This window comes from Pseudomonas sp. GW456-L12 (assembly GCF_059424045.1).
Genome location: NZ_JBWKZA010000004.1, coordinates 83,655 through 109,361 on the forward strand (window position 1 = coordinate 83,655; position 25,707 = coordinate 109,361).

Consider the following 25,707-nt stretch of genomic DNA (forward strand, 5'->3'; position numbering starts at 1 on the left):
TGAAATTGGTAGACACGCCAGCTTCAGGTGCTGGTGGCCGCAAGGCCGTGGAAGTTCGAGTCTTCTTCTGGGCACCAATTCAGAGCTGTAGATCGTTTGAATCTTCAGACTCCTCCAAAAACCCGCGAAAGCGGGTTTTTGCATTCTAAGTGTTTGATTTATTGAATCTAAGTCAAAACAGGGCTTTACAGATTCAAAGGCGCTCCGTATAGTTCGCCCCATCAACAGCGGCAACGCTGCTGATACTGCCCAGATGGTGAAATTGGTAGACACGCCAGCTTCAGGTGCTGGTGGCCGCAAGGCCGTGGAAGTTCGAGTCTTCTTCTGGGCACCACATTCAAGTTTCACAGCATAGCTGTGAAGCCTCACAAAAACCCGCGAAAGCGGGTTTTTGCGTTTCTGGCCCACAACAATCATTTCCCCCGCCCAAGCGCCCCTCCTCCAGGACTCTCCAGCCCGTCAAGCCGCACATGAGAAACAATATCGTTTATGATTGTTACAAGTTTTTGCGGCACCACAGTGAGGAACCCTGCGAATGATGTTTAGAAACACCTCCCTTCCAACATCCCTTCTGCGTGGCTTGACCATCACTTTGCTGGGCCTGGCCCTGGCATCTCCACTCACTCAAGCAGCCGATCCGGTTTCCCTGACGCTGTACAACGGCCAGCACAAGGAAGTCGGCGACGCCATCGCCAAGGCTTTCGAGGCCAAGACCGGCATTCACGTCAATGTGCGCAAGGGCAGCAGCAACCAGCTCGCCAGCCAGATCGTGGAAGAAGGCGAGCGCTCCCCCGCCGACGTGATCTACACCGAAGAATCGCCGCCCCTGAACAAACTCGGCGAGCAAGGCCTGCTGGCCAAGACCGATGCTGCGACCCTTGAAGTCCTGCCCAAGGACTACGTCGCCGGTAACGGCACCTGGATCGGCATTACCGCCCGAGTTCGTGTGGTAGCGTTCAACCCGAAGCTGATCGACGAAAAAGACCTGCCTGCATCGGTGATGGAGTTCTCCCAGCCACAATGGCAAGGCAAGGTAGGCTTCGTTCCCACCAGCGGCGCATTCCAGGAACAGGCCGTGGCAATCATCAAGCTGCACGGGATGGACGCCGCCGAAGAATGGCTGACCGGCCTGCGCGCTTTCGGCAAGACCTACAGCAATAATATGGTGGCCTTGAAGGCCGTGGAAAACGGCGAAGTCGCCACCGTGCTGGTGAACAACTACTACTGGTTCGCCCTGCAACGTGAAAAAGGCCAGCTTGACTCGAAGCTGCACTATTTCACCGGCGGCGATGCCGGCGGATTGATCACCGTATCCAGCGCCGCGGTACTCAAGTCCAGCAAACACCCCAAAGAAGCCCAGCAATTCCTCGCTTATATGGCCAGCGAAGAAGGCCAGCGCGTAATCACCCAGACCACCGCAGAATATCCGCTGCGCAAAGGCCTGGAATCGGATCGAGGCCTCAAGCCGTTCAGTGAACTGCAAGCGCCGAAAGTCACCCCGGCCGACCTCGGCAACGCCGAAGAAGCCCTGGAACTGGAACGCGAAGTCGGCCTGAACTGATGAGCCCATCGCTGCCCACCCCCGCCTCGCGCACGAACTACATACCGAGGCGCAAGGGGCCATCAATCTGGCTGCTGCTACCGGTCCTGTTGCTGGTCGGGCTCAGCCTGCTGCCATTGCTCTATGTCGGGCTCAAGGCCTGGCAGGCCGGCTGGGCCGAAGCCCTGCACCTGCTGTGGCGACCCTATGTATTCGGCCTGCTGCGCAACACCCTGCTACTGCTCATTGGCGTGACCGCTACCTGCGCCATCGTCGGCCTGTCCCTGGCCTGGCTGCTGGAACGCAGCGACTTGCCGGGGCGACGCCTCTGGGGTGTGATCTTGTGCCTGCCCTTTGCCGTACCGGCCTTTGTCAGCAGCTTCACCTGGGTCTCCCTCAGCGCCAGTTTCGAAGGCCTGGGCGGGGCCATCCTGGTCATGAGTCTGTCCAAGTACCCGCTGGTATTCCTGCCTGTCGCGGCCACCTTGCGCAATCTCGATCCCTCCCTGGAGGAATCGGCCCGCACCCTCGGGCAGAATCGCTGGGGCGTGTTTTTCCGGATTACCCTGCCCCTGCTCTGGCCCTCATTGCTGGCCGGCTCGCTACTGATCGCCCTGCACATGCTGGTGGAGTTCGGTGCACTGTCGATCATTGGCCTGCAAACCTTCACCACCGCGATCTATCAGCAGTTCGAACTGGAGTTCAGCAATGCCAACGCGGCGATGCTTTCCGCCGTGCTGCTAGCGCTGTGCCTGGCCCTGCTGTGGCTGGAATTGCGGGTTCGCGGCAAAGGCCGCCATGTACGAACCGGCCAGGGCGCGGCACGACATGCCGAGCAAGTGCGCCTCGGCAAATGGGCGATTGGCGGACAACTGTACTGCGCGCTGCTGACCCTGATCGGCAGCGGCATTCCGCTGGGCATGCTGGCGTACTGGCTGGCCGTCGGCTCATCGGCCGCTTTCCCGGTAGCCGCCATCAGCGAAGCCCTGCTCTCCTCCCTGGCGCTATCGTTGGGTGGCGCGGCACTGTGCCTGGTGCTGGCGGTACCGGTCGGACTGCTGGTGGTGCGCCACAAGGGTCGCCTGGCACTCTGGGCCGAACGCCTGCCTTACCTGCTGCACGCCCTGCCAGGCTTGGTGATCGCCCTGACGCTGGTGTTCTTTGCCCTGCACTACGTGCCGGCACTGTATCAGACCTCAGCCCTGTTGCTGATCGCCTACGCCCTGCTGTTCCTGCCCCTGGCGCAGGCTCCGATCCGCACCGCCCTGAACAAGGCGGCGCCGCAACTCGAGGAAGCCGCCCGCACCCTGGGCGCCTCGTCATTCACGGCCTTCTGCCGCGTGACCCTGCCGATCATTTTTCCGGCTTTGGGCGCCGCCTTTGCCCTGGTATTCCTGGATGCCATGAAGGAACTGACGGCCACCTTGCTGCTCAGCCCGACCGGACTGAATACGCTGGCAACGGAAGTCTGGGCACACACGGCAAATGTGGAGTTTGCCGCCGCAGCGCCTTATGCGGCGCTGTTGATCCTGGTATCGGGACTACCGGTCTATCTGCTGACGACACGGATGTATCTGAGCCGCTGAGCCTACTCCTACAGAAAGCTTTCTGTAGGAGCCCCGCCCGAGCATTCAAACCTCGTGAACACTCAAGCCCGGAACTGCCCCAGGCTGGCCTTCAATTGGGCTGCCAGGCTATCCAGTACCTTGCCGCTGGCCGTGGTCTCCACCACAGCCTGAGCTGCCCGCTCAGCCTGGGCATGAATGGTCTCGACCCGGCCGCGCACCGCTTGCGCGCCCTGAGCCTGATGGGCGGCCGCCTGGGTCGCCAGGCCAATCGCCGCGTGCACCTGCTCCACCGACGACTGCACCGATTGTTGCAACCGCGCACTGTCGCGCAACACCAGCAACCCTTCGTTGGCCTGCCTTCCAGCCTGGCCGATCGCCGCCACCGCCTCGCGCGCGCCCTGCTGCAGCGCACCGATATGCGCCTGGATATCGCCGGTAGAGCTTTGCGTTTTGCTCGCCAGCGCCCTGACCTCGTCGGCCACCACCGCAAAGCCGCGCCCGGTTTCCCCGGCCCGCGCCGCTTCAATGGCCGCATTCAAGGCCAGCAGGTTGGTCTGCTCGGCAATCCCATGAATCACCGTCAACACCACCTCGATCTGTTCGCTCTGCTGCGCCAGGCGTTCGATGACCTTGGCCCCCGTGTCGACCTGCCCCGCCAGTGCCTCGATAAGACCGCCCACCTGGGCCGAGGTCCGAGTGTTTTCGTCGGTCGCCTGGCGGATCTCCACCACCTGCTGCAAGGCCGCCTGCATCGCCTGGCTTTCCGCCTGGGCTTCGTCAGCCATCTGCGACAGCGCCCGCAAACTCTCCGCCACCTCGTCACGCTGGGCCTCGGCCGCGGCGTCCGCCCCAGCATTACGCAGGCTCATCGCGCCGATTTCGACGCCAGTACGCTGCGCCACATCGCCGGCCTCACGCACGATCGGCTGCAACTTGTCGACAAAACGATTGACCGCCGAGGCCATGTCGCCGATCTCGTCATTGCTGTTGAGCTGGACCCGCTTGGTCAGATCACCCTCACCGGCGGCCAGATCGTTTAACGCGGCGATCAGCAGATGCAGCTTGCTGACCACTCGCCGCCCCAGCACCACCGCCAGCAACAGCAAGACCCCGCAGCCGACCAGCGCCAGGCTCATGCCGATGCGCCAGCGCAGGGTGGCCGCCGCGTCCTGCACGGTACCCGCGGTGTTGGCCTGCATATCCGAAGCGGTGGTCTGCGCCGACTGCAGGCGCGCACGCATGGCCGCCGAACTGTCCGCCGAAGCGCCCTTGAGGCTATCGCCAACCAGTTGGTCGCTGCTGGCGATCAAGGCCTCGAAACGCTTGTCCAGCGCCGCCACATCCGCCTCGACCGACGCCGTGGAAACCCCCATCAGCACCTTGCCGATCTCCACGCCGTTAGGACTGATGGAGGCTTCCAGGTAGTAGACCGATGGATCGTTCTTGGCCGCGTCCAGCACCTTGTCCAGGGCACGCTCGCCCTTGCCCTTTTCCAGCAGCGCCTTGTTGATCGGGTTTTCCCGGTTCAGATAGCGGGTCAGGTGCTCGCCATTGGCATCGTCGTACACCACGAACAGCACGTTGGGATTGCGCTGGGCGCGCCGGGCGAACTCGGAGAGGGTCGGAACGTCGCTGTCCCACATGGCGCGCGGGGCCACCGAAGCGAGCAACTGGGCCATATCGTTGGCTGAATCCTTGAGATCCTTCTCCAGCGTCGCGCGCAATTGCGCCTGCTCCTCTTCCAGGCGCGAGGAGAGCCCGGCGGTCAAGCGTTGCCGGGTGTTGCTGGAAAGGCTTTCCAGGCTCGAGGTGACCTCACGAGCCGCCTGTTCCAGTTCGCCGGACAGCTTCTGGCTATCGACGCCCAGACGAGCGGCCAGATCCGCCTCCAGCGCCGTTACCGTGCTCCGGGTCAGGGCAACGGCAACCAGCACCTGCACCAAAAGGGCGATACCAAGGGTAACGAACACAGGCCGCAACAAACGGCTTTGTAACAGTGAGAGAACGGCCGACACAGGAAATCCCTCTACTTCAACGCCATCAAATTGATGGCACTCTGGAAGAGCAAATCACAGCAAGGGTCGTGCCGCCCGGCAGGCAGAAACGACAAAGGCCCCTATGAAGGGGCCTTTGTTTTTTACATCAACAGCTTATCAAGCAAACGGGTGACGCAGAACGATGGTCTCGTTGCGGTCCGGGCCTGTCGAAATAATGTCGATCGGCGCGCCGACCAGCTCTTCGATACGCTTGATGTAGGCACGGGCAGCGGCCGGCAGCTCTTCCAGGGTCTTGGCCCCCAGGGTCGACTCGCTCCAGCCTGGCATCTGCTCGTATACCGGCTCCAGGCCGATATAGCTGTCAGCGTCGGTTGGCGCGTCGATGACTGCGCCATCCTGGTTTTTGTAGCCCACGCAGATGTTGATGGTTTCCAGGCCGTCCAGTACGTCCAGCTTGGTCAGGCACAGGCCCGAGATGCTGTTGACGTCGATGGCGCGACGCAGGATGACGGCATCGAACCAGCCGCAACGGCGGGCACGGCCGGTGGTTGCACCGAACTCATGGCCACGCTTGGCCAGGAAAGCGCCCACGTCATCGAACAGTTCGGTCGGGAACGGACCCGAACCTACACGAGTGGTGTAAGCCTTGGTGATACCGAGGATGTAGTCCAGGTACATCGGGCCAACGCCCGAACCGGTGGCGATGCCGCCGGCAGTGGTGTTGGAGCTGGTGACGTACGGATAGGTACCGTGGTCGATGTCCAGCAGCGAGCCCTGGGCGCCTTCGAACATGATGTCCTTGCCCGCGCGACGCAGCTGGTGCAGCTCGGCGGTCACGTCCAGCATCATCGGCTTGAGCAGCTCGGCGTATTCCATGCACTCGTCGAGCGTCTTCTGGAAGTCGATGGCCGGCTCTTTGTAGTAATTGACCAGTACGAAGTTGTGGTAGTCCAGCAACTCGCCCAGCTTCGCGGCGAAACGCTCGCGGTGGAACAGGTCGCCGATACGCAGGCCGCGACGAGCGACCTTGTCTTCGTAAGCCGGGCCGATGCCGCGACCGGTGGTACCGATCTTCTGCTCGCCGCGGGCCTTTTCACGCGCCTGATCCAGCGCTACGTGGTAGGACAGGATCAGCGGGCAGGATGGGCTGATACGCAGGCGCTCACGCACCGGTACGCCTTTCTCTTCCAGCTTGACGATTTCACGCAGCAAGGCGTCCGGCGCAACCACCACGCCGTTGCCGATCAGGCACTGGACGCCTTCGCGCAGCACACCCGAAGGGATCAGGTGCAAGACGGTTTTCTCGCCGTCGATCACCAGGGTGTGGCCAGCGTTGTGGCCACCTTGGTAGCGCACTACGGCGGCAGCATGTTCGGTCAGCAGATCAACGATCTTGCCTTTGCCCTCATCACCCCACTGGGTGCCCAGGACTACGACATTCTTACCCATAACACTTGTCCTCATTCGCGCAAACTTGGTGCCGGCAACGGCCGGCGGGAAAACTCAAGAAGCCAGCGGCAATACTTGCCAAAGCCCGTTCTGCTGAATCAATTGCCGGTCGCAGTCCGCTTCACGGGCGGCGGCCAATGGTTGTCCAGGCAAGGCCTGAACCACGCGCTGACCCTCACTGCGCAACTGGCAAACCTGCTGCCAGAGGGCTGCATCCGTACTGTCCGGCATCCAGATACCGCCAGACGGTAGCTCGATCTCAGCACGCCCCAGGGTCACCAGGGTTTTCAAATCGGTAGAGAAGCCGGTTGCCGGACGGGCGCGACCGAAGTCGGCGCCGATGTCGTCGTAACGACCGCCCTGGGCAATGGACTGGCCAACGCCCGGCACGAACACCGCGAATACCACACCGGTGTGGTAGTGGTAGCCACGCAACTCGCCCAGGTCGAAGTACAGCGGCAATTCAGGGAAACGCACGGAAAGACGCTCGGCAATCGCCAACAGGTCGTCCAGGGCCGCCAGCACCGGCGCCGGCGCATTGGCCAGGCGTTCGCGGGCTGCAGCCAGTACTTCACGGCCGCCGCACAGGTCGACCAGCGCCCGCAGCATGCCGGACAGGTCGGCCGGCAGGCCTTCGGTCAAGGTAATGACTTCGTCGATGGCCTTGCGTTGCAGGGCATCGAACAATTGCTGTTCCACTTCGCCGGAGAGACCGGCCGCGCGGGCCAGGCCACGATAGATACCGACATGCCCCAGATCCATGTGCACATCCGGCACATCGGCCAGTTGCAGCATCGCCAGCATCAGGCTGATGACTTCCACGTCGCTGCTCGGGCTCGCATCGCCATACAACTCGGCACCCAGCTGGATCGGGCTGCGCGAGGACGACAAGGCACGCGGCTGCGCATGCAGCACGCTACCGGCGTAACACAGGCGGCTCGGGCCTTCGCGACGCAGGGTATGCGCATCGATACGGGCCACCTGCGGCGTAATGTCGGCGCGGAAACCCATCTGCCGACCCGATTGCGGGTCGATGACCTTGAAGGTACGCAGATCGAGGTCCTGGCCCGCGCCAGTCAGCAAGGATTCCAGGTACTCGATATGAGGGGTCACGACGAACTCGTAACCCCAGCTCTGGAACAGATCCAACACCTGGCGACGCGCAACTTCAATGCGCGCCGCCTCAGGTGGCAGTACTTCTTCGATGCCATCTGGCAGCAGCCAGCGGTCTACCGTTGCCATTACGCCATTCCCCTGTGATCCAGGCGGCCAGCCTATGGGCGGGCCTTGAGTGAAGCAGAAAATGATCGGCCCATGTGCAAACCACGCGCATGGGCGACGGGGCGAAAAGCCTGAAACCGGCTTCGCCACTCACTTTCCTCGAAAAAAACTGTCGAGTCGTTCAACTCGCCGTCTTGCACCAACAACCACAATCAAACGTGCAGACGCAAAAAAGCCGGGGATTTCCCGGCTGCCGCATCATACACTCGTTTTCCCAAAGGATCACCCCGCCAGACACTTTAGCCGCCGGGCGGGGCGATTCAGGTCAACGTCGCATCAAGGCTTGGCCTTTTCCAGGTAACGGAAAAAGTCGCTGCTTGGATCCAGGACCATGACGTCGGATTTGTTCGCGAAGCTTTCACGATAGGCACGCAGGCTACGGTAGAAACCGTAGAATTCCTGGTCCTGACCGTAGGCCTTGGAGTAGATGGCTGCGGCCTGGGCGTCACCATCACCGCGAATCTCTTCCGACTCACGATAGGCTTCGGCCAGCAGTACGCGGCGCTGACGATCGGCGTCGGCACGAATACCTTCCGCCAGCTCGTTACCCTTGGCGCGATGCTCACGCGCTTCACGCTCACGCTCGGTGCTCATACGCTCGAAGACGCTGCGGTTCACTTCCTTCGGCAAGTCGATGGTCTTGACCCGGACATCGACCACTTCGATGCCCAGCTCTTTCTCGGCCATCTTGTTGAGCGAAGCCGTAATGTCCGCCATCAGCGCATCACGCTCACCGGAAACCACTTCGTGCAGGGTGCGCTTGCCGAACTGGTCACGCAGGCCCGACTCCAGACGACGGGAAAGACGCTCGTCGGCGATCTGCTTGAGGCCGGAAGTCGCGGTATAGAAACGCTCCGCATCCTTCACGCGCCATTTGGCATAGGCATCGACCATCACGGCTTTCTTTTCCAGCGTCAGGAAACGCTGGGTCGGTGCATCCAGGGTCATCAGGCGAGCGTCGAACTTACGCACCTGGTTCACATAGGGCACTTTCACATGCAGGCCCGGCTGAACGTCAGCCTGGACCACACGACCGAACTGCAGCAACACCGCGCGCTCGGTCTGAGCGACGATGTAGAAGCAGTTCCAGGCAGCGATCGCCACGACGACGCCACCGATAAGGGCGATCAGCGATTTATTGCTCATCAGCGACTCTCCCTGGTACGCGCTTGCTGTTGCTGCAGATCAGCTGCCGCACGCGCATTCGCTTCGTTGCTGCTGGCTGCTGCGCCGGTCACCGGAGCACTGGTGCTGCGGCCACTTTCGACCATTTTGTCCAGCGGCAGGTACAGCAGATTGCTCTGGCCGTTCTTGTTGCCGGTCACGAGAACCTTGCTGGTATTGCTGAAGACTTCCTGCATGGTGTCCAGGTACAGACGCTCACGGGTCACTTCAGGTGCCTTGCGGTATTCGGCCACCAGCTTGGTGAAGCGATCGGCCTCACCCTTGGCGCGGGAAACCACTTCACCACGGTAACCGTTGGCATCCTCGATGATGCGCTGGGCCTGACCACGGGCTTCCGGCACGACGCCGTTGGCGTAGGTTTCAGCCTGGTTGCGCGAACGCTGCTCGTCTTCACGGGCACGGATCACGTCATCGAAGGCTTCCTGCACTTCACGCGGTGCCGCTGCGCTCTGTACGTTCACCTGGGTAACGGTGATACCGGTGCGATAGGTATCGAGGAAGCGTTGCAGACGCTCCTTGATTTCGCTGGCCATCAACTCACGACCTTCGGTCAGCACCTGGTCCATCGCGGTGGAACCCACTACGTGGCGCAGCGCACTGTCGGTGGCGTGCTGCAGGCTGATTTCCGGCTGATCGACGTTCAGCACGAAGTCCTGCAGGTTGCTGATCTTGTACTGCACGGTCAGCGGCACTTCGACGATGTTCTCGTCTTCAGTCAGCATTTGACCCTGCTTGGTATAGGCACGCTCGCGCGTGACGTTTTCCATGTACTTGCGATCGATCGGCGGGAAGTAGATGTTCAGGCCCGGGCCGACGGTTTCGTAGTACTTGCCGAAGCGCAGTACCACGGCCTGCTCCTGCTCGTCCACGACATACACCGCGCTGTACAGCCACACGGCCGCCAGCACGACCAGACCGATACCGAGCAGGCCGAGACCGCCGCCCTTGCCGGAACTGCCACCATCGTCACCACGTTTCTTGCCACCACCGAACAACCCATTCAGGCTTTCCTGCAGCTTGCGGAAGGCCTCGTCGAGATCCGGTGGCCCCTTGCGGTCGCCATTGTTGCGGCGCTTACCACCCCAAGGATCCTGATTATTCGAGTTGCCACCCGGCTCATTCCAAGCCATAGCGCTCTCCATCTGATAAAGCAAAGACGCACCCACGGCGCGCCGACCAATGCTACAGAATGCCTGCTACAGCGGCACAACCGCTTTCTCAGGCTTTTATTGCAAAGTGTGTTGCTCGATGAACTCCAGCGGCTGCATGCCTTCGCGGCTTACCAGTCGATTCAGCTCGACTCGCGGCAAGCGGACAGCCAGCAGGCTGACACCTTCCTCGTCGTGATCTTCTTTCTGCACTGCGCCCAACTCGAAGAACTGCGCTCGCAGTCGAGCAAAACGCTGCGGCAAGCGCAAGGTGCCTACAAACAAATCCTCGCCGAGCAACTCGGCAATGGCCTGCTTGAGCAGGTCCAGCCCTTGCCCTTCACGAGCCGACAACCAGACCCGCTGCGGCTTGCCATCGGCATCGCGCTGGATCTGCGGGTCTACTCCCTCGAGCAAATCGAGTTTGTTATAGACCTCCAGTATCGGCAAGTCCTGGGCCCCGATCTCGCCGAGCACCACCATGACCTGTTCGATCTGGGCCATGCGCTCCGGCTCATGGGCATCGATCACATGCAACAGCAGGTCGGAGTTGCTCGACTCTTCGAGCGTAGCCCGAAACGCCTCGACCAGTTTGTGCGGCAGATGACGAATGAACCCCACGGTATCGGCCAACACGACCGGACCAAGATCGTCCAGTTCGAGCCGGCGCAAGGTCGGATCGAGGGTGGCGAACAGTTGGTTGGCCGCAAACACATCGGACTCGGTCACGGAGTTGAACAAGGTGGACTTGCCGGCGTTGGTGTAGCCCACCAACGATACCGAAGGAATGTCGGCACGCTTGCGCCCGCGACGGGCCTGCTCACGCTGGCTGCGAACTTTCTCCAGCCGGGCCTTGATCTGCCGCAGGCGAACCCGCAGAAGACGCCGGTCGGTTTCAAGCTGGGTTTCACCCGGACCACGCAGGCCGATACCGCCCTTCTGCCGCTCAAGGTGAGTCCAGCCACGAACCAGACGGGTACTCATATATTCAAGCTGGGCCAGTTCTACCTGGAGCTTGCCTTCGTGAGTGCGGGCGCGCTGGGCGAAAATATCGAGAATCAGACCCGTGCGGTCAATCACGCGACACTCGAAAGCACGTTCGAGGTTACGTTCCTGACTGGGTGTGAGGATGTGATTGAAAATCACCAGGTCGACCTGTTCGGCTTTGACCAGGTCGCGTAATTCTTCGACCTTGCCGCTGCCAACCAGGTACTTGGCGGTTGGCCGATGACGCGGCACGTTAACAAACGCGACGGTCTCGGCGCCGGCCGATATTGCCAACTCCTGAAACTCCTGCGGATCTTCGCGCGCCTCAGGGTCCTGACCATCCAAGTGAACGAGAATTGCACGTTCACCACCACCGTGGCGCTCAAAGAACAAAGGAGACTCCTATCAGGCGTTACCTGGCTCAGCGTCACCCTGTTCGGATTCGGATGCGCTAGGCAGGCGAATTGGACGAACCGGCACCACTGTCGAGATAGCGTGCTTGTAAACCATTTGGCTGACGGTGTTCTTCAGCAGGATGACGAACTGGTCGAAAGACTCGATCGTACCTTGCAGCTTGATCCCGTTGACCAGATAGATGGAAACCCCAACTTTCTCTTTACGTAAAGTATTCAAGTAAGGGTCTTGTAGCGAATGCCCTTTTGACATGTGCCGCACTCCTTTAAGGATCAATAATAAAAAATCGGAAAACAGATGGCTAAAACCGCCCCACCCCCAAGGATAGACGGCAATTGCAAGGACTCAGCTCAATATGGAGACCGTTCCCAGGTATTTCAAGGCGCGTGGCAGATTGTCGCAATCCAGGCTGTCCAGCCAGTGTAAATCAGCCCAGCTGCGTAACCAGGTGAACTGGCGCTTCGCCAATTGGCGCGTGGCAATGATGCCGCGCTCCTGCATCTCGGCGAATGTCAGCTTGCCATCCAGATGATCCCAGACCTGTCGGTAGCCTACAGCACGTATAGACGGCAACCCGGCATGCAGGTCACTTCTAGAACGCAGAGCTACGACCTCGTCGACGAATCCCTGTTCCAACATAATTGTGAATCTTTGTGCAATACGCTCATGCAGTACCTGACGGTTTGCCGGGGCAATGGCCAAGTTCGCGACAGTATAGGGCAATTGTCCCCGTCCCGAAGCGGCTGCTTCAGTACTTTGCGCAGATTGTCGCAGTCTGTGGGCGGTCATGCTCAGGCCGCTGACCCGATAGACTTCCAGGGCCCGGGTCAGGCGCTGCGGATCATTGGGATGAATCCGCGCCGCCGATTCGGGGTCGATTATCGCCAATTGATCATGCAAGGCTTGCCAGCCAAGGCGTGCGGCCTCTTCTTCCAGCTCCGCGCGAACCTGTGGGTCGGCCGGCGGCATGTCTGCCAGGCCTTCGAGCAAAGCCTTGTAATAGAGCATCGTGCCGCCCACCAGCAGCGGAATCTTGCCGCGCGCGGTGATATCGGCCATGGCGGCCAGCGCATCGGTGCGGAAATCCGCCGCCGAATAGCTCTCGGCCGGGTCGAGGATATCGATCAGACGGTGCGGAAACTCGGCCAGGATTTCCTTGGACGGCTTGGCGGTGCCTATGTCCATGCCACGGTAGACCAGCGCCGAATCGACGCTGATCAGTTCGCAAGGCAGAACCTTGGTGAGCTCGATGGCCAGGTCGGTCTTGCCAGCGGCAGTCGGGCCCATCAGGAAGATCGCTGGAGGAAGCTGGCTCATCAACGACCGCGCAAGAAGAGTTTGTCCAGATCGTCCAGGCCCAACTGGGTCCAGGTCGGTCGGCCATGGTTGCATTGACCGCTGCGCTCGGTGTTTTCCATGTCGCGCAACAAGCCGTTCATTTCCGGCAGGGCCAGGCGGCGATTGGCACGGATCGCACCGTGGCAGGCCATGGTACCCAGCAACTCGTTGAGGTGCGCCTGGATACGGTCGCTGGTGCCGTACTCCATCAGGTCGGCCAGGACGTCATGCACCAGGCGATTGGCTTCCGCCTGCTTGAGCAAGGCCGGAATCTGCCGGATCGCCAGCGATTCCGGGCCCAGGCGCTGCAACTCGAAGCCCAGGCGCTGGAACCAGCTGACATGCTCCTCGGCACAATCCGCTTCGCGCTGGCTGACAGCGATCGACTCCGGCACCAGCAGCGGCTGGCCACTCAGGCCTTCGCTGGCCATCGCCACCTTCAGGCGCTCGTACATGATCCGCTCGTGGGCCGCGTGCATGTCCACCAGCACCAGGCCCTGGGCGTTTTCCGCGAGGATATAGATGCCTTTGAGCTGCGCCAGCGCATAGCCCAGCGGCGGGATATCGCCCTGGGCATCCGGCAAGGACGCTGCGCCGGATTCCGGCAGTGGCGCGAAGAACTCACGATAGGCGCTTTGCGCCTCGGCCGCCGGCAACACTGGCTGCGGACGCGGCGTGTACTGATACTGATAACCCGCGCCCGAGCCAGTCCCCGGCGGATTGAACACCGGCTGGGCCTGCGGCTGCTCCAGCGTCATGTTCGCCGCCAGGCGCATTTCGCCCTGGGGGCCGAACTCGCCGGCCTCAATCCCGCTCGGCCGCACAATGCCGGCGACCGCGGCCGGCGCCGCCAGATGGTCTTCCGGCCGGACATCGCCCAAGGCGCGATGCAGGGTGCCATACAGGAAGTCGTGGACCATGCGTCCGTCGCGAAAGCGCACTTCGTGCTTGGTCGGGTGCACGTTGACGTCGACCACCGCCGGGTCGACTTCGAAGAACAGCACAAAGGTCGGATGCCGACCGTTGAACAGCACGTCGCGGTAAGCCTGGCGCACCGCATGGGCCACCAGCTTGTCGCGCACCGCGCGGCCATTGACGTAGAAATACTGCAGGTCCGCCTGGCTGCGGGAAAAGGTCGGCAAGCCTACCCAGCCCCACAGATGCAAGCCATTACGTTCGACTTCGATCGGCAGCGCCTGCTCGAGAAAGCCCGAACCGCACACCGCCGCTACCCGCCGCGCACGCGCCACATCATCGTTGGCTTCATGCAGGCTGAGAACGCTTTTACCGTTATGACGCAGGTGAAAAGCCACGTCGAAACGCGCCAGGGCCAGGCGTTTGATCACTTCCTGCAGGTGATCGAACTCGGTTTTCTCGGCCTTGAGAAACTTGCGCCGGGCCGGGGTATTGAAGAACAGGTCGCGGACTTCCACCGAGGTACCGACCGGATGGGCCGCCGGCTGCACGCGCGGGGCCATGTCGCGGCCTTCCGTTTCCACCTGCCAGGCCTGATCGGCGTCGCGGGTACGGGAAGTCAGGGTCAAGCGCGCGACCGAGCTGATGGAAGCCAGTGCCTCTCCACGGAAGCCCAGGCTCATGACCTGCTCCAGGTCCTCAAGGTTGCGAATCTTGCTGGTGGCGTGGCGCGCCAGGGCCAGCGGCAGATCGTCTGCGGAAATGCCGCTACCGTCGTCGCGTACCCGCAGCAGCTTCACACCCGCCTGCTCGACATCCACATCGATGCGCTTGGCTCCAGAATCGAGGCTGTTTTCCAGCAACTCCTTGATCACCGAGGCCGGACGCTCGACCACCTCACCGGCGGCAATCTGGTTCGCCAGTCGCGGGCTGAGCAGCTCGATGCGGGCGCTGCTGATGACTGCGTCATTCATTCCTTGGCCGCCAGTTCTGTACCCGGGATGGTGAGGGTCTGACCGATTTTCAGCTCATCGCTGCTCAGGTTGTTGGCGCTGCGCAGGGTGGCGGCGGAAACCTGATAACGCACGGCGATCATCGCCAGGGTTTCCCCCGGGCTCACGCGGTGGTCGCGAGGTCCCTGGGCAATCTTCCCGGAATCACGCAGCCAGGCGATGTAGGTGCCCGGCGGTGGATTCTGCTGGAAGAACTGCCGCACACCGCTGCTGATGGAGCGCGCCAATGCCTGCTGGTGGCTGACAGTGGCCAGCTTGGACGCTTCGTTGGCATTGGAGATAAAGCCGGTTTCCACCAGGATCGACGGAATGTCCGGAGACTTGAGCACCATGAACCCGGCCTGTTCGACGCGCTGTTTGTGCAGCGGGGTGACCCGGCCGATGTTGCTGAGCACTTTCTGGCCGACGTTGAGACTGGAAGTCAGCGAGGCCGTCATGGACAAGTCCAGCAGTACGCCGGCGAGCATCCGGTCCTTGTCATCGAGGCTGACGTTGCCGGCCCCGCCGATCAGGTCGGAACGGTTTTCGCTGTCCGCCAGCCAGCGGGCCGTCTCGGACGTGGCGCCACGGTCGGAGAGCGCGAACACCGAAGCCCCGAAGGCCGCGCGGGACGGTGCCGCGTCGGCGTGGATCGAGACGAACAGGTCGGCGCCTTTCTTGCGGGCGATCTCGGTGCGGCCGCGCAGCGGGATGAAGTAGTCGCCGGTACGGGTCAGCTCGGCGCGGAAGCCCTTGAGGCCGTTGATCTGGCGCTGCAGTTCGCGGGCGATGGCCAGCACCACGTCTTTCTCATGCTGGCCGCGCGAGCCGGAGGCACCCGGGTCCTCGCCACCGTGACCGGCATCGATGACCACGACGATATCGCGCTTGCCGGCCGGGGCCGGTGGCAGCTTGATCTCAGGCTTGGTCGGCGTTACCGGGACCGCCGGCACAGTCGCGACATTCGGCGCGGGCGGTGGTGTCGGCGCGGCATCGGCCGGGTTGTCGAACAGGTCGACCACCAGGCGATTGCCGTACTGGGCATTGGGCGTCAGGGTAAAACTCTTGGGGGTGACGGCCTTTTTCAGGTCGATGACCACCCGCAGGTCGGTAGGCGTGCGCTGGGCCGAACGCATGGCGGTAATCGGCGTATTCGCCGTGGAGACATTCAGCGGCCCGCCAAGGGTCGCACCGTTGATATCGATCACCAGACGATCAGGGGCCGTCAGGGTGAAGACGCTGTGCTGGACCGGCCCGGACAGGTCAAATACCAGTCGAGTGTTATCCGGTGCCCGCCACAGGCGAACGCTGCGGACCTGTGTAGCGGCCAGAGCGTCGACGGCCAATGCCGTAAGCAACAGTCCTACGACAGCAACCAACGCGCGAATGCGCATACCTAACCCCATCAATTATTTGAATTCCAACGCCAAAGCGGCACACCAGGCCTCGCCACGCGAGCCTTGCGACAACAAATGCAGGGAGCGCCCGCTGTTATGCGGGCTAATGGTAATGGTCAGGTCCGGCTTTGGCAAAAAGCCCGCACCACGCTGGGGCCACTCGATCAGACACAGTGCATCGCCCTCGAGATAATCGCGGATGCCGAGAAACTCCAGCTCTTCCGGATCGACCAGGCGATAAAGATCGAAGTGGAAGGCCCGCACATCGCCGATCTCGTAGGGCTCGACCAGGGTAAAGGTCGGGCTTTTCACCGCGCCGGCATGTCCCAGGCCACGGATGAGCCCCCGGGACAATGTGGTTTTCCCCGCCCCCAGATCACCTTCCAGAAAGATCACACCCACCCCTTGAGTGACCTGCGCCAGGCGCGCGCCAAAGGCGATCATGGCGTCTTCGTCTGCCAGATACAGGGTTATTTCAGACACGATGATTGTTCCTCCAGCAACTGACGAATGACCGGGATCAGATCGCTGGCCGCCAGCCCCCGGCCCAATTTACCTTGATGCTCGCCCGCGACGGCATGCAGCCAGACCGCCAGGCAAGCGCTATCGAACGCCGGCATCCCCTGGGCCAGCAGCGCCCCGACCAGACCGGCCAGCACATCCCCCAGCCCCGCCGTGGCCATGGCCGGATGCCCCCGGTCGCAACGGGCCAGGCGGCCATCAGGGCTGGCCACCAGACTTCCGGCGCCCTTCAGGATGGCGACAGCTGTGTATTTTTTGCTCAGCGCCCGCGCGGCGGCCGGGCGATCCGCCTGCACCTGCGCGGTGGAACCCCCCAGCAGCCGTGCGGCCTCCCCCGGGTGCGGGGTGATCACGCTGCCCGACGGCAAGGTCAAACCGCCTTTGGCCAGCAGATTGAGCGCATCGGCATCCCAGACCTGGGGCCGCGGCGCATTGGCAGCGGCAGATAAAAGGCTGCGCCCCCAGGCCGCCTGCCCCAGCCCGGGGCCCGCCACGATGACCGAGGCCTGCTCCAGCAAGCCCATCAACTGGTTGGCCGAGTCGGTGCCCAGGGCCATGACCTCCGGGACCCGCGCCAGAGCGGCTGCAACGTGCTCGCTGCGGGTCGCCAGAGAAACCATCCCGGCACCGCTGCGCAGGGCGCTCTCGGCGCAGAGCAGCGCCGCGCCGCCAAAACCGCGATCGCCGCCGATCAGCAACAGGTGCCCGAACTGGCCTTTATGGGCGCTTGGTGAACGGGCAGCCAGCCGCGGCAGCGTGTCGAGCGTCAACGGCTGAATGTCGGGTAAAGGGTGTTTTGTCTGCGGCATGCGTCTTCGGGCTCCGATGTCTGGCAGAATTATACGCACCTCAGCCCCGGTTTCTCTCGCCTCATGCCTGCCATTACCACCGATCTGCCCGCCCTCGCCCAATCGATCAAGGATTGGGGCCGCGAGCTGGGCTTTCAGCAAGTCGGCATCAGCGGCCTGGACCTGGCCGAGCATGAGCAGCACCTGGAACGCTGGCTCGAGGCCGGCTACCACGGTGAAATGGACTACATGGGCGCCCACGGCAGCAAACGCTCCCATCCGGATGAACTGGTGCCCGGCACCCTGCGCGTGGTGTCCCTGCGCATGGATTACTTGCCCGGCGACACCCAGATGGCGCAGCGCCTGGCCCAGCCGGAAAAGGCCTATGTCTCGCGCTACGCCCTGGGCCGCGACTATCACAAGCTGATCCGCAAGCGCGTGCAGCAACTGGCCGAGCGCATCCAGAAGGAAATCGGCCCGTTCGGCTATCGCGCCTTCGTCGACAGCGCCCCGGTGCTGGAAAAAGCCATCGCCGAACAAGCCGGGCTCGGCTGGATCGGCAAGAACACCCTGGTACTCAACCGCAAGGCCGGCAGCTATTTCTTCCTCAGCGAACTGTTCGTCGACCTGCCCTTGCCGGTGGACGAGCCACACGCCACCGAGCATTGCGGCCGCTGCACAGCATGCCTGGACATCTGCCCGACCAAGGCCTTCGTCGGCCCTTATGTACTGGACGCCCGGCGCTGCATTTCGTACCTGACCATCGAACTGAAAAACGCCATTCCCGAAGACCTGCGCCCGCTGATCGGCAACCGGGTGTTCGGCTGCGACGATTGCCAGATCGTCTGCCCGTGGAACCGCTTCGCCCGCCCTTCCGGCGAAGGCGATTTCAAGCCACGCCACAACCTCGACAATGCCGAGCTGGCCGAACTGTTCATGTGGGACGAGGACAAGTTTCTCAGCAGCACCGAGGGCTCGCCGCTGCGCCGCGCCGGCTATGAGCGCTGGCTGCGCAACCTGGCGGTGGGGCTGGGTAACGCGCCGTCGAGCATTCCGGTGCTGGAAGCCCTGAAAGCCCGGCGGGATTACCCGTCAGAACTGGTGCGCGAACACGTGGAATGGGCGCTGAAGCAGCACGCCAGCCGTCATTGCTCGTCGTTGTAGACGAACTTGGGCATTTCCCAGTGGAAACGGATCGCCAGCAGGCGCAGTAGGAAACCGCCGAACAGGGTGATGAGGATCGACTGCTCGCCGGGCAATTGCAGATAGATGCAGAGCATGTAGCACCAGGCCGCGGCGAACGAGACGCTGGCATACAGTTCGCGACGGAAGATCAGCGGAATATCGTTGCAGAAGATGTCCCGCAAGATGCCGCCGAACACCCCGGTAATCACCCCGCTGACCGAAGCCACCACCATGCCGTGGCCCATTTCCAGGGCGGTCATGCAACCGATCAGGGTGAACGCCACCAGCCCCACGGCGTCGAGCACCAGGAACAGCGAACGCAAGTGGCGCATCAAGGGCGCGATGAAGATCGTCACCAGGGCCGCGACCGAGGTCAACACCAGGTACTCCGGGTGCTTGACCCAGGTCAGCGGGTAATGCCCCAGCAGCACGTCACGCACCGAACCGCCACCCAGGGCCGTGACGCAGGCGATCAACACCACCCCGAACCAGTCCATGCCGCGACGACCGGCAGACAAGGCGCCAGTCATGGCTTCGGCGGTAATGGCAATCAGGTAAAGCATCAGCAGCATGATGGCGGTCCTTACAGGAAGGCGCCCAGTCTACTCAGTTGCTGCCGGCACCAAAAGGGGGCGCCAGCTGGAATTGCTGGAGAGCTCAACGCGCCTATCGCGGGCAAGCCTCGCTCCTACGGATCACGCGGACTTGTAGGAGCGAGGCTTGCCCGCGATGACGTCAGAACCGACGCCCCCGGATCATCAGAGCTTGATGAAGTGCTTGCGGTAATGCTGCAGCTCGGCAATCGACTCGCGGATGTCGTCCAGGGCCAGGTGGGTGCTGCCTTTCTTGAAGCTGTCGCGCACGTCCGGCGCCCAGCGGGCGGCCAGTTCCTTGAGGGTGGAAACATCAAGGTTGCGGTAGTGGAAGTAGCTTTCCAGCGCCTTCATATGGCGATACAGGAAGCGGCGATCCTGGCAGATGCTGTTGCCACAGATCGGCGACTTACCCTTGGGCACCCACTGCTCCAGGAAGGCGATGGTCTGCGCTTCCGCTTCAGCCATGCTGATGCGGCTTTCACGCACGCGCTGGGTCAGCCCCGAACCGCCGTGCTGGCGGGTGTTCCACTCATCCATGCCGGCGAGAATTTCATCGCTCTGGTGGATGGCGATGACCGGACCTTCAGCCAAGGTATTGAGATTGCTATCGGTGACGATGGTCGCCATCTCGATGATGACGTCGGTATCAGGGTTCAGACCGGTCATTTCCAGATCGATCCAGATCAGATTCTGCGGGTTTTGCATGTGTGGGCTCCTCGGCGTAGTTGCGCAGTTTAGCCTAGAGGGACCTGCCGGCGTGCTAAACTCGCGGCCGTTTTACCTAACCGCCGCATTATCGACACGGAACACCAATGGCCAAACGCCAGCTCAATCGTCGCCAAAACTGGCGCATCGAAAAGATTCAAGGCGAACGCGCCGCCCGCGCCGCCAAACGTGAATCCTCTGCCGTGGAAGCACTGGAAGGCGGCGATCTCGGCCCCGAACAGACCGGCCTGGTGATCGCCCACTTCGGTGTGCAGGTCGAGGTCGAGGCGCGCGAGGGCGAACTGGCCGGCCAGGTGTTCCGCTGCCACTTGCGGGCCAACCTGCCGGCGCTGGTGACCGGCGATCAGGTGGTCTGGCGTCCGGGCAACCAGGGTATCGGCGTGATCGTCGCGCAACTGCCGCGCCACACCGAACTCTGCCGTCCCGACAGCCGCGGCCAGCTCAAGCCGGTGGCCGCCAACGTCGACATGATCGTGATCGTCTTCGCCCCGCTGCCCGAGCCCCATGCCAACCTGATCGACCGCTACCTGGTAGCCGCCGAACATGCCGGCATCCGTCCGCTGCTGCTGCTCAACAAGTTCGACCTGATCGACGAGCAGAATGCCCCCGCCCTGAACGCCTTGCTGGCGGTCTATCGGCAACTGGGCTACCCGGTGCTGGAAGTCTCGGCGCACCACGGCGACGGCATGGAACAGCTGCAAGCGCAGCTGGACGGACGGATCAGCGTGTTCGTCGGCCAGTCGGGCGTGGGCAAGTCGTCGCTGGTGAACAGCCTGCTGCCGGAAGTCGAAACCCGCGTCGGGCCTTTGTCGGAGCTGTCCGGCCAGGGCACCCACACCACCACCACCGCGCGCCTGTTCCACTTCCCGGGCGGTGGCGAACTGATCGACTCCCCGGGGATTCGCGAATTCGGCCTGGGCCACGTCAGTCGCGCCGATGTCGAAGCAGGTTTCATCGAGTTCAACGACCTGCTGGGCACCTGCCGTTTCCGCGACTGCAAGCATGACCGCGAACCGGGCTGCGCCCTGCTCAAGGCCCTGGAAGACGGGCGGATCCAGCAGCAGCGGATGAACAGCTATCGCTCGATCATCGCCAGCCTGCCGGACAGCAGCTATTAATAAGTAGCCCCACGCAGAAACAAAAAAGGCCGCGATGATCGCGGCCTTTTTATCGAGCACTCTTTATACAGAGCCTGCTTTTATCTCACCGCGCAGCTGGAGGCGTAGCTGCAGGTGCAGCCGCGCCTTCGGTCTTCGGAGCTGCGTCGTCGAAGATATTCAGGCGCTCGCGCAGCTCATGGGCCGGCAGCGGCTCCTGCTCCGGCGGCAAGGCGTTCGGGTCGACCGGCACTTCGCCCGGGGCGCCCTGGCCCTGGGTCGGTGCCGGGACCTCGGGAGCGACTTCGCCTTCAATCGCGCGCTGGGCCTTTTTGGTCAGCACCACGATGTCGATACGCCGGTTGATCGGGTTGAACGGGTCCTTGCGATCGAACAGCGATGACGAGGCATACCCCACCACGCGAGCCACCTGGCCGTCCGGATAGCTGCCCGCCACCAGCGCCCGGCGCGCGGCGTTGGCACGGTTGGCCGAAAGCTCCCAGTTGCCGAAATCGCCGGTGCCCGCGTAAGGCTTGGCATCGGTGTGACCGCTGATGCTGATCTTGTTCGGCACCGCCTTGATGGTGTCGGCCATGGCCAGCAGGATGTCCTCGAAGTACGGCTTCAGGCGCGCACTGCCGGAGTCGAACATCGGCCGGTTTTCCGAATCGATGATCTGGATACGCAGGCCGTCCGGAGTGATCTCGAACAGGATCTGGTCCTTGAACTTCTGCAATTGCGGGTTTTCTTCGACCTTGTTCTGCAGCTCTTGAAGCAACAGCTCCAGGCGCTCTCTTTCCACCTGCTCGGCCATGCTCTCGACCTGATCGGTGTCGACCGTGACCTTGTCCGGTTGCGGCTGCGACTTGATCTCGGGGTTGAGCGTGTTTTCCGGCGCCAGCTCGGGAGAACCGCCCAGGTCGATGATGTAGGGCGTGCCGCTTTCCGAGAAGCCGATCGGGTCCTTGAAGTAACCGGCGATGGCGATCTTCTGTTCCGGGGTGGCGGTGGACAGCAGCCACAGCACCAGGAAGAACGCCATCATCGCCGTGGCGAAGTCGGCGAAGGCGATCTTCCATGCCCCGCCGTGATGCCCGCCGGCAAAGCGCTTGACGCGCTTGATGATAATCGGCTGATTGTTTTCCATGGCTTAACGACCGCGAACCGCTTGTTCCAGCTCGGCGAAGCTCGGACGGTGCGCCGGGTACAGGACCTTGCGCCCGAACTCCACGGCCAGCGATGGCGGCATGCCGGAAGCCGAGGCCACCAGGGAGGCCTTGATGGCTTCGTAGACGTTCAGCTCTTCCTTGGCATCGTGCGCCAGGGAATGGGCCAGCGGGCCGAAGAAGCCGTAGGCCGCGAGAATACCGAAGAAGGTACCGACCAGCGCCGCACCTACGTGCAGGCCGATGGATTTCTGGTCGCCATCGCCCAGGGAGGCCATGGTCACCACGATACCCAGCACCGCCGCGACGATACCGAAGCCCGGCATGCCGTCGGCGATGCCGTTGACCGCATGGGACGGATGCTCTAGGTCTTCCTTGAGGCTGAACAGCTCCATGTCGAACAGGCCTTCCAGCTCGTGGGGAGCCATGTTGCCGGAGGACATGATGCGCAGGTAGTCACAGATGAACGCGGTCATGCGCTCGTCTTTGAGCACGGATGGATACTTGGCGAAAATCGGGCTGGCGGCGGCGTCTTCGATATCGCCCTCGATCGCCATCATGCCTTCGCGGCGGCTCTTGTTGAGGATCTCGTAGATCAGGCCCAGCACTTCCAGGTAGAAGGTCTGGGAAAAACGCGAACCGAACATCCCCAAGGACTTCTTGAGCACGTGCATGGTCATGTAGCCGGGGTTCGCCTGCAGGAACGCCCCCAGCGCGGCGCCGCCGATAATCAAGACCTCGAAAGGCTGGATCAGGGCGGCAATCTTGCCGTGAGAAAGCACGTATCCGCCGAGCACGCTCGCGAACACGACGATGATGCCGATAATTTTAGCCATAGGTAGGAAGGTACTTACTGAGTCGGGTTCAAGGTCATATTCGGAAGTTCTTAAAACTCTTCTTCTACTTATCGGCAAAACTGCGCCAGACTATAGGCCGTTAAGGCGAAAAGCCAGTTTGGCCCGCTCTGGGCGTGTTTACAGCAGACGATGATTGCGCCCAGCCATGTCTAATGAAACGACAGTCCCAACTACCGCCCCCCACTCCCTCGAATCCTGGATAAAGCTGCTTGACGCGGTCCGCCTGCCGGTGCCGCAGGCCAGCCATGATCGGGTCTGCAAAGCCATCAGGGACAATCGCAGCTCATTGCGCGACATTGCCGACCTGATGCAGGACAGCCCCGCGCTGGCCTTGAGCGTGATTCGCGAAGCCAATCGCCACACCCACGGCAGCATGAGCGAGCCGGCCGAGAACCTCGAGGTCGCCCTCAACCGCCTGGGCCTGGCGCGTACCGAAGAATTGCTCGCCCGCCTGCCCGCCCAGCCCGAGCAGGAGATCCCGGTCGGGCTGCGCCAGTTGCAACTGATCAGCCAGCACGCGACCCAACAGGCCAACGGCTTTTTCGCCGGGCGCCTGGCCAGGCTCTGGCAGGACATTCACTGGGGCAGCCTACTGTTTCTCTCGCCGCTGTGGCCCTTGGCGCTGGCCTATCCAAAACTGCTCGAAGAGTGGGAGCTGCGTGTCGTCCATAAAACCGAACCGGCCCAGGAGGTCGAGCAGGAACTGTTCGGCGTCGGCCTGCTTCAGTTGGGCCAGGCCCTGGTCGAGGTCTGGCACTTGCCGATCTGGGTACAGCAAGGCTACCGCCTGCTGATCGACGAGCAGGACCAATTGGTCAAGGCCCTGCATATCGCCCGGGACAATGCCCATCCGCTGCACCAGCGACAATGCCTGGATGCCGATCCGGCCCTGCAGCGCTGGCTGAACCAACCGGCCAACAGCGTGCTGCTGGCCAACGCCCTGGCCCTGTCGGCGCAAGAGTCCTGGACCGGCCCGCACTGCATGCGCTGGCAATACCTGACCAGCCTGTACCTGCAAATGCCGATGGACGAACTGCAACAACAGTTGCACCAGCAAGCCGCGCAGAGCGCCCGACATCACCGCATGCCCGATCTGTGGCATCCGGCCGAGGCGCTACTCTGGCCCTGGGAGGCCCGGCGCGTGCATCGCGGCGAGCTCCCGGTTCCCGCACCGACCGCAGAAGATCTGGCCAAGTGGCGCAAGCAATGCAGCGAATTGCTGGTGGAACCCAGCCGCTTCAGCAATGCCATGCACCTGACCACCTTTGCCCGCGACGCCCTGGTGGCGTGCGGCATGCGCCGGGTGATGCTGCTGATGGTCGACCGCACGCGGACCCAGTTGCGCGTGCATCAGATCGCCGGGCTGCCTGCGCCCGCCATGAACCTGGCATTGACGATCAACCAGAGCAGCGTATTGCAAAGGCTGCTGGACGCTCCGGCGCAAGTGCGCCTGACGCCGACCAACAACGCCCAGTTCTCCGCCCGTCTACCCGCCAGCCTGCGCACGCTGTTTCGTGGCGAGCACCTGCTGATGCGCTCGGTGCCCAGCAATGGCCGGGTAATCATGCTGATCGTCGCTGACCAGGGCGGCCAACCCTTCTCGGAAATCTCCGTACAGGCGTTCGGCAAGACCGCGCAGTGCATCGAAAAGGCCCTGCACAGCTTTACCAACCGCAGCCGCTGACGCTTGCGCTACAATCCCTCCCTTTGTGCCCTGGAGACCTCACATGCCTGACTTCTCTGGCTTGCCGCTGGTGATCGAGCCGAGCGACCTGCTCCCTCGCCTCGACGCCCGCGAACTGATTCTGGTGGACCTGACCAGCGCCGCCCGCTATGCCGCGGGCCATATCCCCGGCGCGCACTTCGTCGACCCCAAGCGTACCCAGCTCGGTCAGGCACCGGCGCCAGGGCTGATGCCGCCACAGGCAGCCCTTGAGGCCCTGTTCGGCGAACTGGGGCATAACCCGGACGCGGTCTACGTGGTCTATGACGACGAAGGCGGCGGCTGGGCCGGGCGCTTCATCTGGCTGCTGGATGTCATCGGCCACTCCCGTTACCACTACCTGGACGGTGGGTTACTGGCCTGGCTGGCCGACGGCCTGCCGGTCTCGAATGAAGTCCCGGCGACCGTCGGCGGCCCTGTCGCCCTGACCCTGCACGACGAACCTACCGCCACCCGCGAATACCTGCAAAGCCGTCTTGGCGCGGCCGACCTGGCGATCTGGGATGCCCGCGGCCCCCTGGAGTACTCGGGGGAGAAAGTCCTCGCCGCCAAGGGTGGGCACATTCCCGGTGCGATCAACTTCGAGTGGACGGCGGGCATGGACCCGGCGCGCAACCTGCGGATCCGCAGCGACATGCCGCAGATCCTCGAACAGCTCGGCATCAGCAAAGACAAAGAAGTGATCACCCACTGCCAGACTCACCATCGCTCTGGCTTCACCTATCTGGTGGCCAAGGCGCTCGGTTATCCGCGAGTCAAAGGCTATGCCGGTTCCTGGGGCGAATGGGGCAATCACCCTGACACGCCCGTAGAGATTTAAGGTTTTAAGGACAGTC

At 62.5% G+C, this 25,707-nt stretch carries 22 protein-coding genes, 1 tRNA gene and 1 pseudogene; 7 read left to right on the forward strand and 17 right to left on the reverse strand.

Going from position 1 to position 25,707, the window contains the following annotated elements; translation table 11 throughout:
* Positions 1-247: 247 nt before the first annotated feature.
* The 3 genes from AC07Y9_RS06660 to AC07Y9_RS06670 all read left to right on the forward strand — a co-directional run bounded on the left by AC07Y9_RS06660 (position 248) and on the right by AC07Y9_RS06670 (position 3,126).
* Positions 248-334 (forward strand) — tRNA-Leu (locus AC07Y9_RS06660).
* 201 nt (positions 335-535) lie between these two features.
* Positions 536-1,561, forward strand: coding sequence for an extracellular solute-binding protein (locus AC07Y9_RS06665; protein ID WP_053259427.1), 1,026 nt, complete (start codon positions 536-538; stop codon positions 1,559-1,561).
* Positions 1,561-3,126, forward strand: coding sequence for an ABC transporter permease (locus AC07Y9_RS06670; protein ID WP_102678314.1), 1,566 nt, complete (start codon positions 1,561-1,563; stop codon positions 3,124-3,126). Before AC07Y9_RS06665 ends, AC07Y9_RS06670 begins: the two co-directional genes overlap by 1 nt.
* A gap of 62 nt (positions 3,127-3,188) precedes the next feature.
* On the opposite strand, the gene AC07Y9_RS06675 is transcribed toward AC07Y9_RS06670, so the two are convergent.
* From AC07Y9_RS06675 to AC07Y9_RS06735, 13 genes and pseudogenes are all read right to left on the reverse strand, one after another.
* Complete coding sequence (locus AC07Y9_RS06675; protein ID WP_371858161.1) at positions 3,189-4,073, reverse strand: methyl-accepting chemotaxis protein; 885 nt, start codon at positions 4,071-4,073, stop codon at positions 3,189-3,191.
* A gap of 21 nt (positions 4,074-4,094) precedes the next feature.
* A pseudogene (locus tag AC07Y9_RS06680) lies at positions 4,095-4,787 on the reverse strand (methyl-accepting chemotaxis protein); the annotation flags it as partial.
* 474 nt (positions 4,788-5,261) lie between these two features.
* A complete protein-coding gene (locus tag AC07Y9_RS06685; RefSeq protein WP_009041907.1) occupies positions 5,262-6,554 on the reverse strand; it encodes an adenylosuccinate synthase in 1,293 nt (430 codons plus the stop codon).
* 54 nt (positions 6,555-6,608) lie between these two features.
* Positions 6,609-7,796 carry an ATP phosphoribosyltransferase regulatory subunit gene (locus tag AC07Y9_RS06690; protein WP_009046692.1) on the reverse strand — a complete coding sequence of 396 codons (1,188 nt, stop codon included), beginning with the start codon at positions 7,794-7,796 and terminating at the stop codon, positions 6,609-6,611.
* 315 nt (positions 7,797-8,111) lie between these two features.
* Positions 8,112-8,981: a protease modulator HflC gene (hflC, locus tag AC07Y9_RS06695; protein ID WP_102678316.1), complete on the reverse strand. Its 870-nt coding sequence runs from the start codon at positions 8,979-8,981 to the stop codon at positions 8,112-8,114.
* Positions 8,981-10,150, reverse strand: a complete 1,170-nt coding sequence (gene hflK / locus AC07Y9_RS06700; RefSeq protein WP_007921369.1) for an FtsH protease activity modulator HflK — start codon at positions 10,148-10,150, stop codon at positions 8,981-8,983. Before hflK ends, hflC begins: the two co-directional genes overlap by 1 nt.
* A gap of 96 nt (positions 10,151-10,246) precedes the next feature.
* On the reverse strand, positions 10,247-11,548 hold the full coding sequence (gene hflX / locus AC07Y9_RS06705; protein WP_007921372.1) for a ribosome rescue GTPase HflX: 1,302 nt from the start codon (positions 11,546-11,548) through the stop codon (positions 10,247-10,249).
* 12 nt (positions 11,549-11,560) lie between these two features.
* On the reverse strand, positions 11,561-11,821 hold the full coding sequence (hfq, locus tag AC07Y9_RS06710) for an RNA chaperone Hfq (protein WP_007921378.1): 261 nt from the start codon (positions 11,819-11,821) through the stop codon (positions 11,561-11,563).
* A 93-nt stretch (positions 11,822-11,914) separates the two neighbouring features.
* Entirely contained in the window at positions 11,915-12,886 is a 972-nt protein-coding gene (gene miaA, locus AC07Y9_RS06715) for a tRNA (adenosine(37)-N6)-dimethylallyltransferase MiaA (protein ID WP_053259423.1), read from the reverse strand.
* Complete coding sequence (gene mutL, locus AC07Y9_RS06720) at positions 12,886-14,796, reverse strand: DNA mismatch repair endonuclease MutL (RefSeq protein WP_102678317.1); 1,911 nt, start codon at positions 14,794-14,796, stop codon at positions 12,886-12,888. Before mutL ends, miaA begins: the two co-directional genes overlap by 1 nt.
* A complete protein-coding gene (locus tag AC07Y9_RS06725) occupies positions 14,793-16,220 on the reverse strand; it encodes an N-acetylmuramoyl-L-alanine amidase (RefSeq protein ID WP_202949036.1) in 1,428 nt (475 codons plus the stop codon). The genes mutL and AC07Y9_RS06725 overlap by 4 nt, the downstream gene beginning before the upstream one ends.
* Before the next feature lie 3 nt (positions 16,221-16,223).
* Positions 16,224-16,694 (reverse strand): tRNA (adenosine(37)-N6)-threonylcarbamoyltransferase complex ATPase subunit type 1 TsaE, encoded by a 471-nt coding sequence (tsaE, locus tag AC07Y9_RS06730; RefSeq protein WP_009041903.1) that lies wholly within the window; start codon positions 16,692-16,694, stop codon positions 16,224-16,226.
* Positions 16,682-17,542 (reverse strand): NAD(P)H-hydrate dehydratase, encoded by an 861-nt coding sequence (locus AC07Y9_RS06735; RefSeq protein WP_102678318.1) that lies wholly within the window; start codon positions 17,540-17,542, stop codon positions 16,682-16,684. Before AC07Y9_RS06735 ends, tsaE begins: the two co-directional genes overlap by 13 nt.
* A 63-nt stretch (positions 17,543-17,605) precedes the next feature.
* Between AC07Y9_RS06735 and queG the strand changes: the two genes are divergently transcribed.
* Positions 17,606-18,685 (forward strand): tRNA epoxyqueuosine(34) reductase QueG, encoded by a 1,080-nt coding sequence (gene queG, locus AC07Y9_RS06740; RefSeq protein ID WP_007921396.1) that lies wholly within the window; start codon positions 17,606-17,608, stop codon positions 18,683-18,685.
* On the opposite strand, the gene AC07Y9_RS06745 is transcribed toward queG, so the two are convergent.
* Positions 18,667-19,281 (reverse strand): trimeric intracellular cation channel family protein, encoded by a 615-nt coding sequence (locus tag AC07Y9_RS06745; RefSeq protein WP_169915460.1) that lies wholly within the window; start codon positions 19,279-19,281, stop codon positions 18,667-18,669. The two genes, queG and AC07Y9_RS06745, sit on opposite strands and share 19 nt — an antisense overlap.
* Positions 19,282-19,464: 183 nt before the next feature.
* The gene (orn, locus tag AC07Y9_RS06750) at positions 19,465-20,007 is read right to left on the reverse strand and encodes an oligoribonuclease (RefSeq protein WP_007921399.1); all 543 of its coding nucleotides are present in this window, start codon (positions 20,005-20,007) and stop codon (positions 19,465-19,467) included.
* A 107-nt stretch (positions 20,008-20,114) separates the two neighbouring features.
* Here orn and rsgA point away from each other — a divergent pair, with 107 nt between their 5' ends.
* The gene (gene rsgA, locus AC07Y9_RS06755) at positions 20,115-21,146 is read left to right on the forward strand and encodes a small ribosomal subunit biogenesis GTPase RsgA (RefSeq protein ID WP_007921400.1); all 1,032 of its coding nucleotides are present in this window, start codon (positions 20,115-20,117) and stop codon (positions 21,144-21,146) included.
* A gap of 85 nt (positions 21,147-21,231) precedes the next feature.
* On the opposite strand, the gene motB is transcribed toward rsgA, so the two are convergent.
* Both motB and motA read right to left on the reverse strand, forming a co-directional pair.
* Complete coding sequence (gene motB / locus AC07Y9_RS06760) at positions 21,232-22,272, reverse strand: flagellar motor protein MotB (RefSeq protein ID WP_102678319.1); 1,041 nt, start codon at positions 22,270-22,272, stop codon at positions 21,232-21,234.
* A gap of 3 nt (positions 22,273-22,275) precedes the next feature.
* Positions 22,276-23,127, reverse strand: coding sequence for a flagellar motor stator protein MotA (motA, locus tag AC07Y9_RS06765; RefSeq protein WP_007921402.1), 852 nt, complete (start codon positions 23,125-23,127; stop codon positions 22,276-22,278).
* Positions 23,128-23,293: 166 nt separating this feature from the next.
* On the opposite strand from motA, the gene AC07Y9_RS06770 reads away from it, so the two are divergent.
* Entirely contained in the window at positions 23,294-24,832 is a 1,539-nt protein-coding gene (locus AC07Y9_RS06770) for an HDOD domain-containing protein (protein WP_102678320.1), read from the forward strand.
* A gap of 43 nt (positions 24,833-24,875) precedes the next feature.
* The gene (gene rhdA / locus AC07Y9_RS06775; protein ID WP_102678321.1) at positions 24,876-25,691 is read left to right on the forward strand and encodes a thiosulfate sulfurtransferase; all 816 of its coding nucleotides are present in this window, start codon (positions 24,876-24,878) and stop codon (positions 25,689-25,691) included.
* Positions 25,692-25,707: the final 16 nt, after the last annotated feature.

Coding starts and splice junctions, on each gene's coding strand:
- AC07Y9_RS06665 (WP_053259427.1), top strand. CDS start 536: ATGATGTTTAGAAACACCTCCCTTCCAACATCCCTTCTGCGTGGCTTG.
- AC07Y9_RS06670 (WP_102678314.1), top strand. CDS start 1,561: ATGAGCCCATCGCTGCCCACCCCCGCCTCGCGCACGAACTACATACCG.
- AC07Y9_RS06675 (WP_371858161.1), bottom strand. CDS start 4,073: ATGGCCTCGGCGGTCAATCGTTTTGTCGACAAGTTGCAGCCGATCGTG.
- AC07Y9_RS06685 (WP_009041907.1), bottom strand. CDS start 6,554: ATGGGTAAGAATGTCGTAGTCCTGGGCACCCAGTGGGGTGATGAGGGC.
- AC07Y9_RS06690 (WP_009046692.1), bottom strand. CDS start 7,796: ATGGCAACGGTAGACCGCTGGCTGCTGCCAGATGGCATCGAAGAAGTA.
- hflC (WP_102678316.1), bottom strand. CDS start 8,981: ATGAGCAATAAATCGCTGATCGCCCTTATCGGTGGCGTCGTCGTGGCG.
- hflK (WP_007921369.1), bottom strand. CDS start 10,150: ATGGCTTGGAATGAGCCGGGTGGCAACTCGAATAATCAGGATCCTTGG.
- hfq (WP_007921378.1), bottom strand. CDS start 11,821: ATGTCAAAAGGGCATTCGCTACAAGACCCTTACTTGAATACTTTACGT.
- miaA (WP_053259423.1), bottom strand. CDS start 12,886: ATGAGCCAGCTTCCTCCAGCGATCTTCCTGATGGGCCCGACTGCCGCT.
- mutL (WP_102678317.1), bottom strand. CDS start 14,796: ATGAATGACGCAGTCATCAGCAGCGCCCGCATCGAGCTGCTCAGCCCG.
- AC07Y9_RS06725 (WP_202949036.1), bottom strand. CDS start 16,220: ATGGGGTTAGGTATGCGCATTCGCGCGTTGGTTGCTGTCGTAGGACTG.
- AC07Y9_RS06735 (WP_102678318.1), bottom strand. CDS start 17,542: ATGCCGCAGACAAAACACCCTTTACCCGACATTCAGCCGTTGACGCTC.
- queG (WP_007921396.1), top strand. CDS start 17,606: ATGCCTGCCATTACCACCGATCTGCCCGCCCTCGCCCAATCGATCAAG.
- orn (WP_007921399.1), bottom strand. CDS start 20,007: ATGCAAAACCCGCAGAATCTGATCTGGATCGATCTGGAAATGACCGGT.
- rsgA (WP_007921400.1), top strand. CDS start 20,115: ATGGCCAAACGCCAGCTCAATCGTCGCCAAAACTGGCGCATCGAAAAG.
- motB (WP_102678319.1), bottom strand. CDS start 22,272: ATGGAAAACAATCAGCCGATTATCATCAAGCGCGTCAAGCGCTTTGCC.
- motA (WP_007921402.1), bottom strand. CDS start 23,127: ATGGCTAAAATTATCGGCATCATCGTCGTGTTCGCGAGCGTGCTCGGC.
- AC07Y9_RS06770 (WP_102678320.1), top strand. CDS start 23,294: ATGTCTAATGAAACGACAGTCCCAACTACCGCCCCCCACTCCCTCGAA.
- rhdA (WP_102678321.1), top strand. CDS start 24,876: ATGCCTGACTTCTCTGGCTTGCCGCTGGTGATCGAGCCGAGCGACCTG.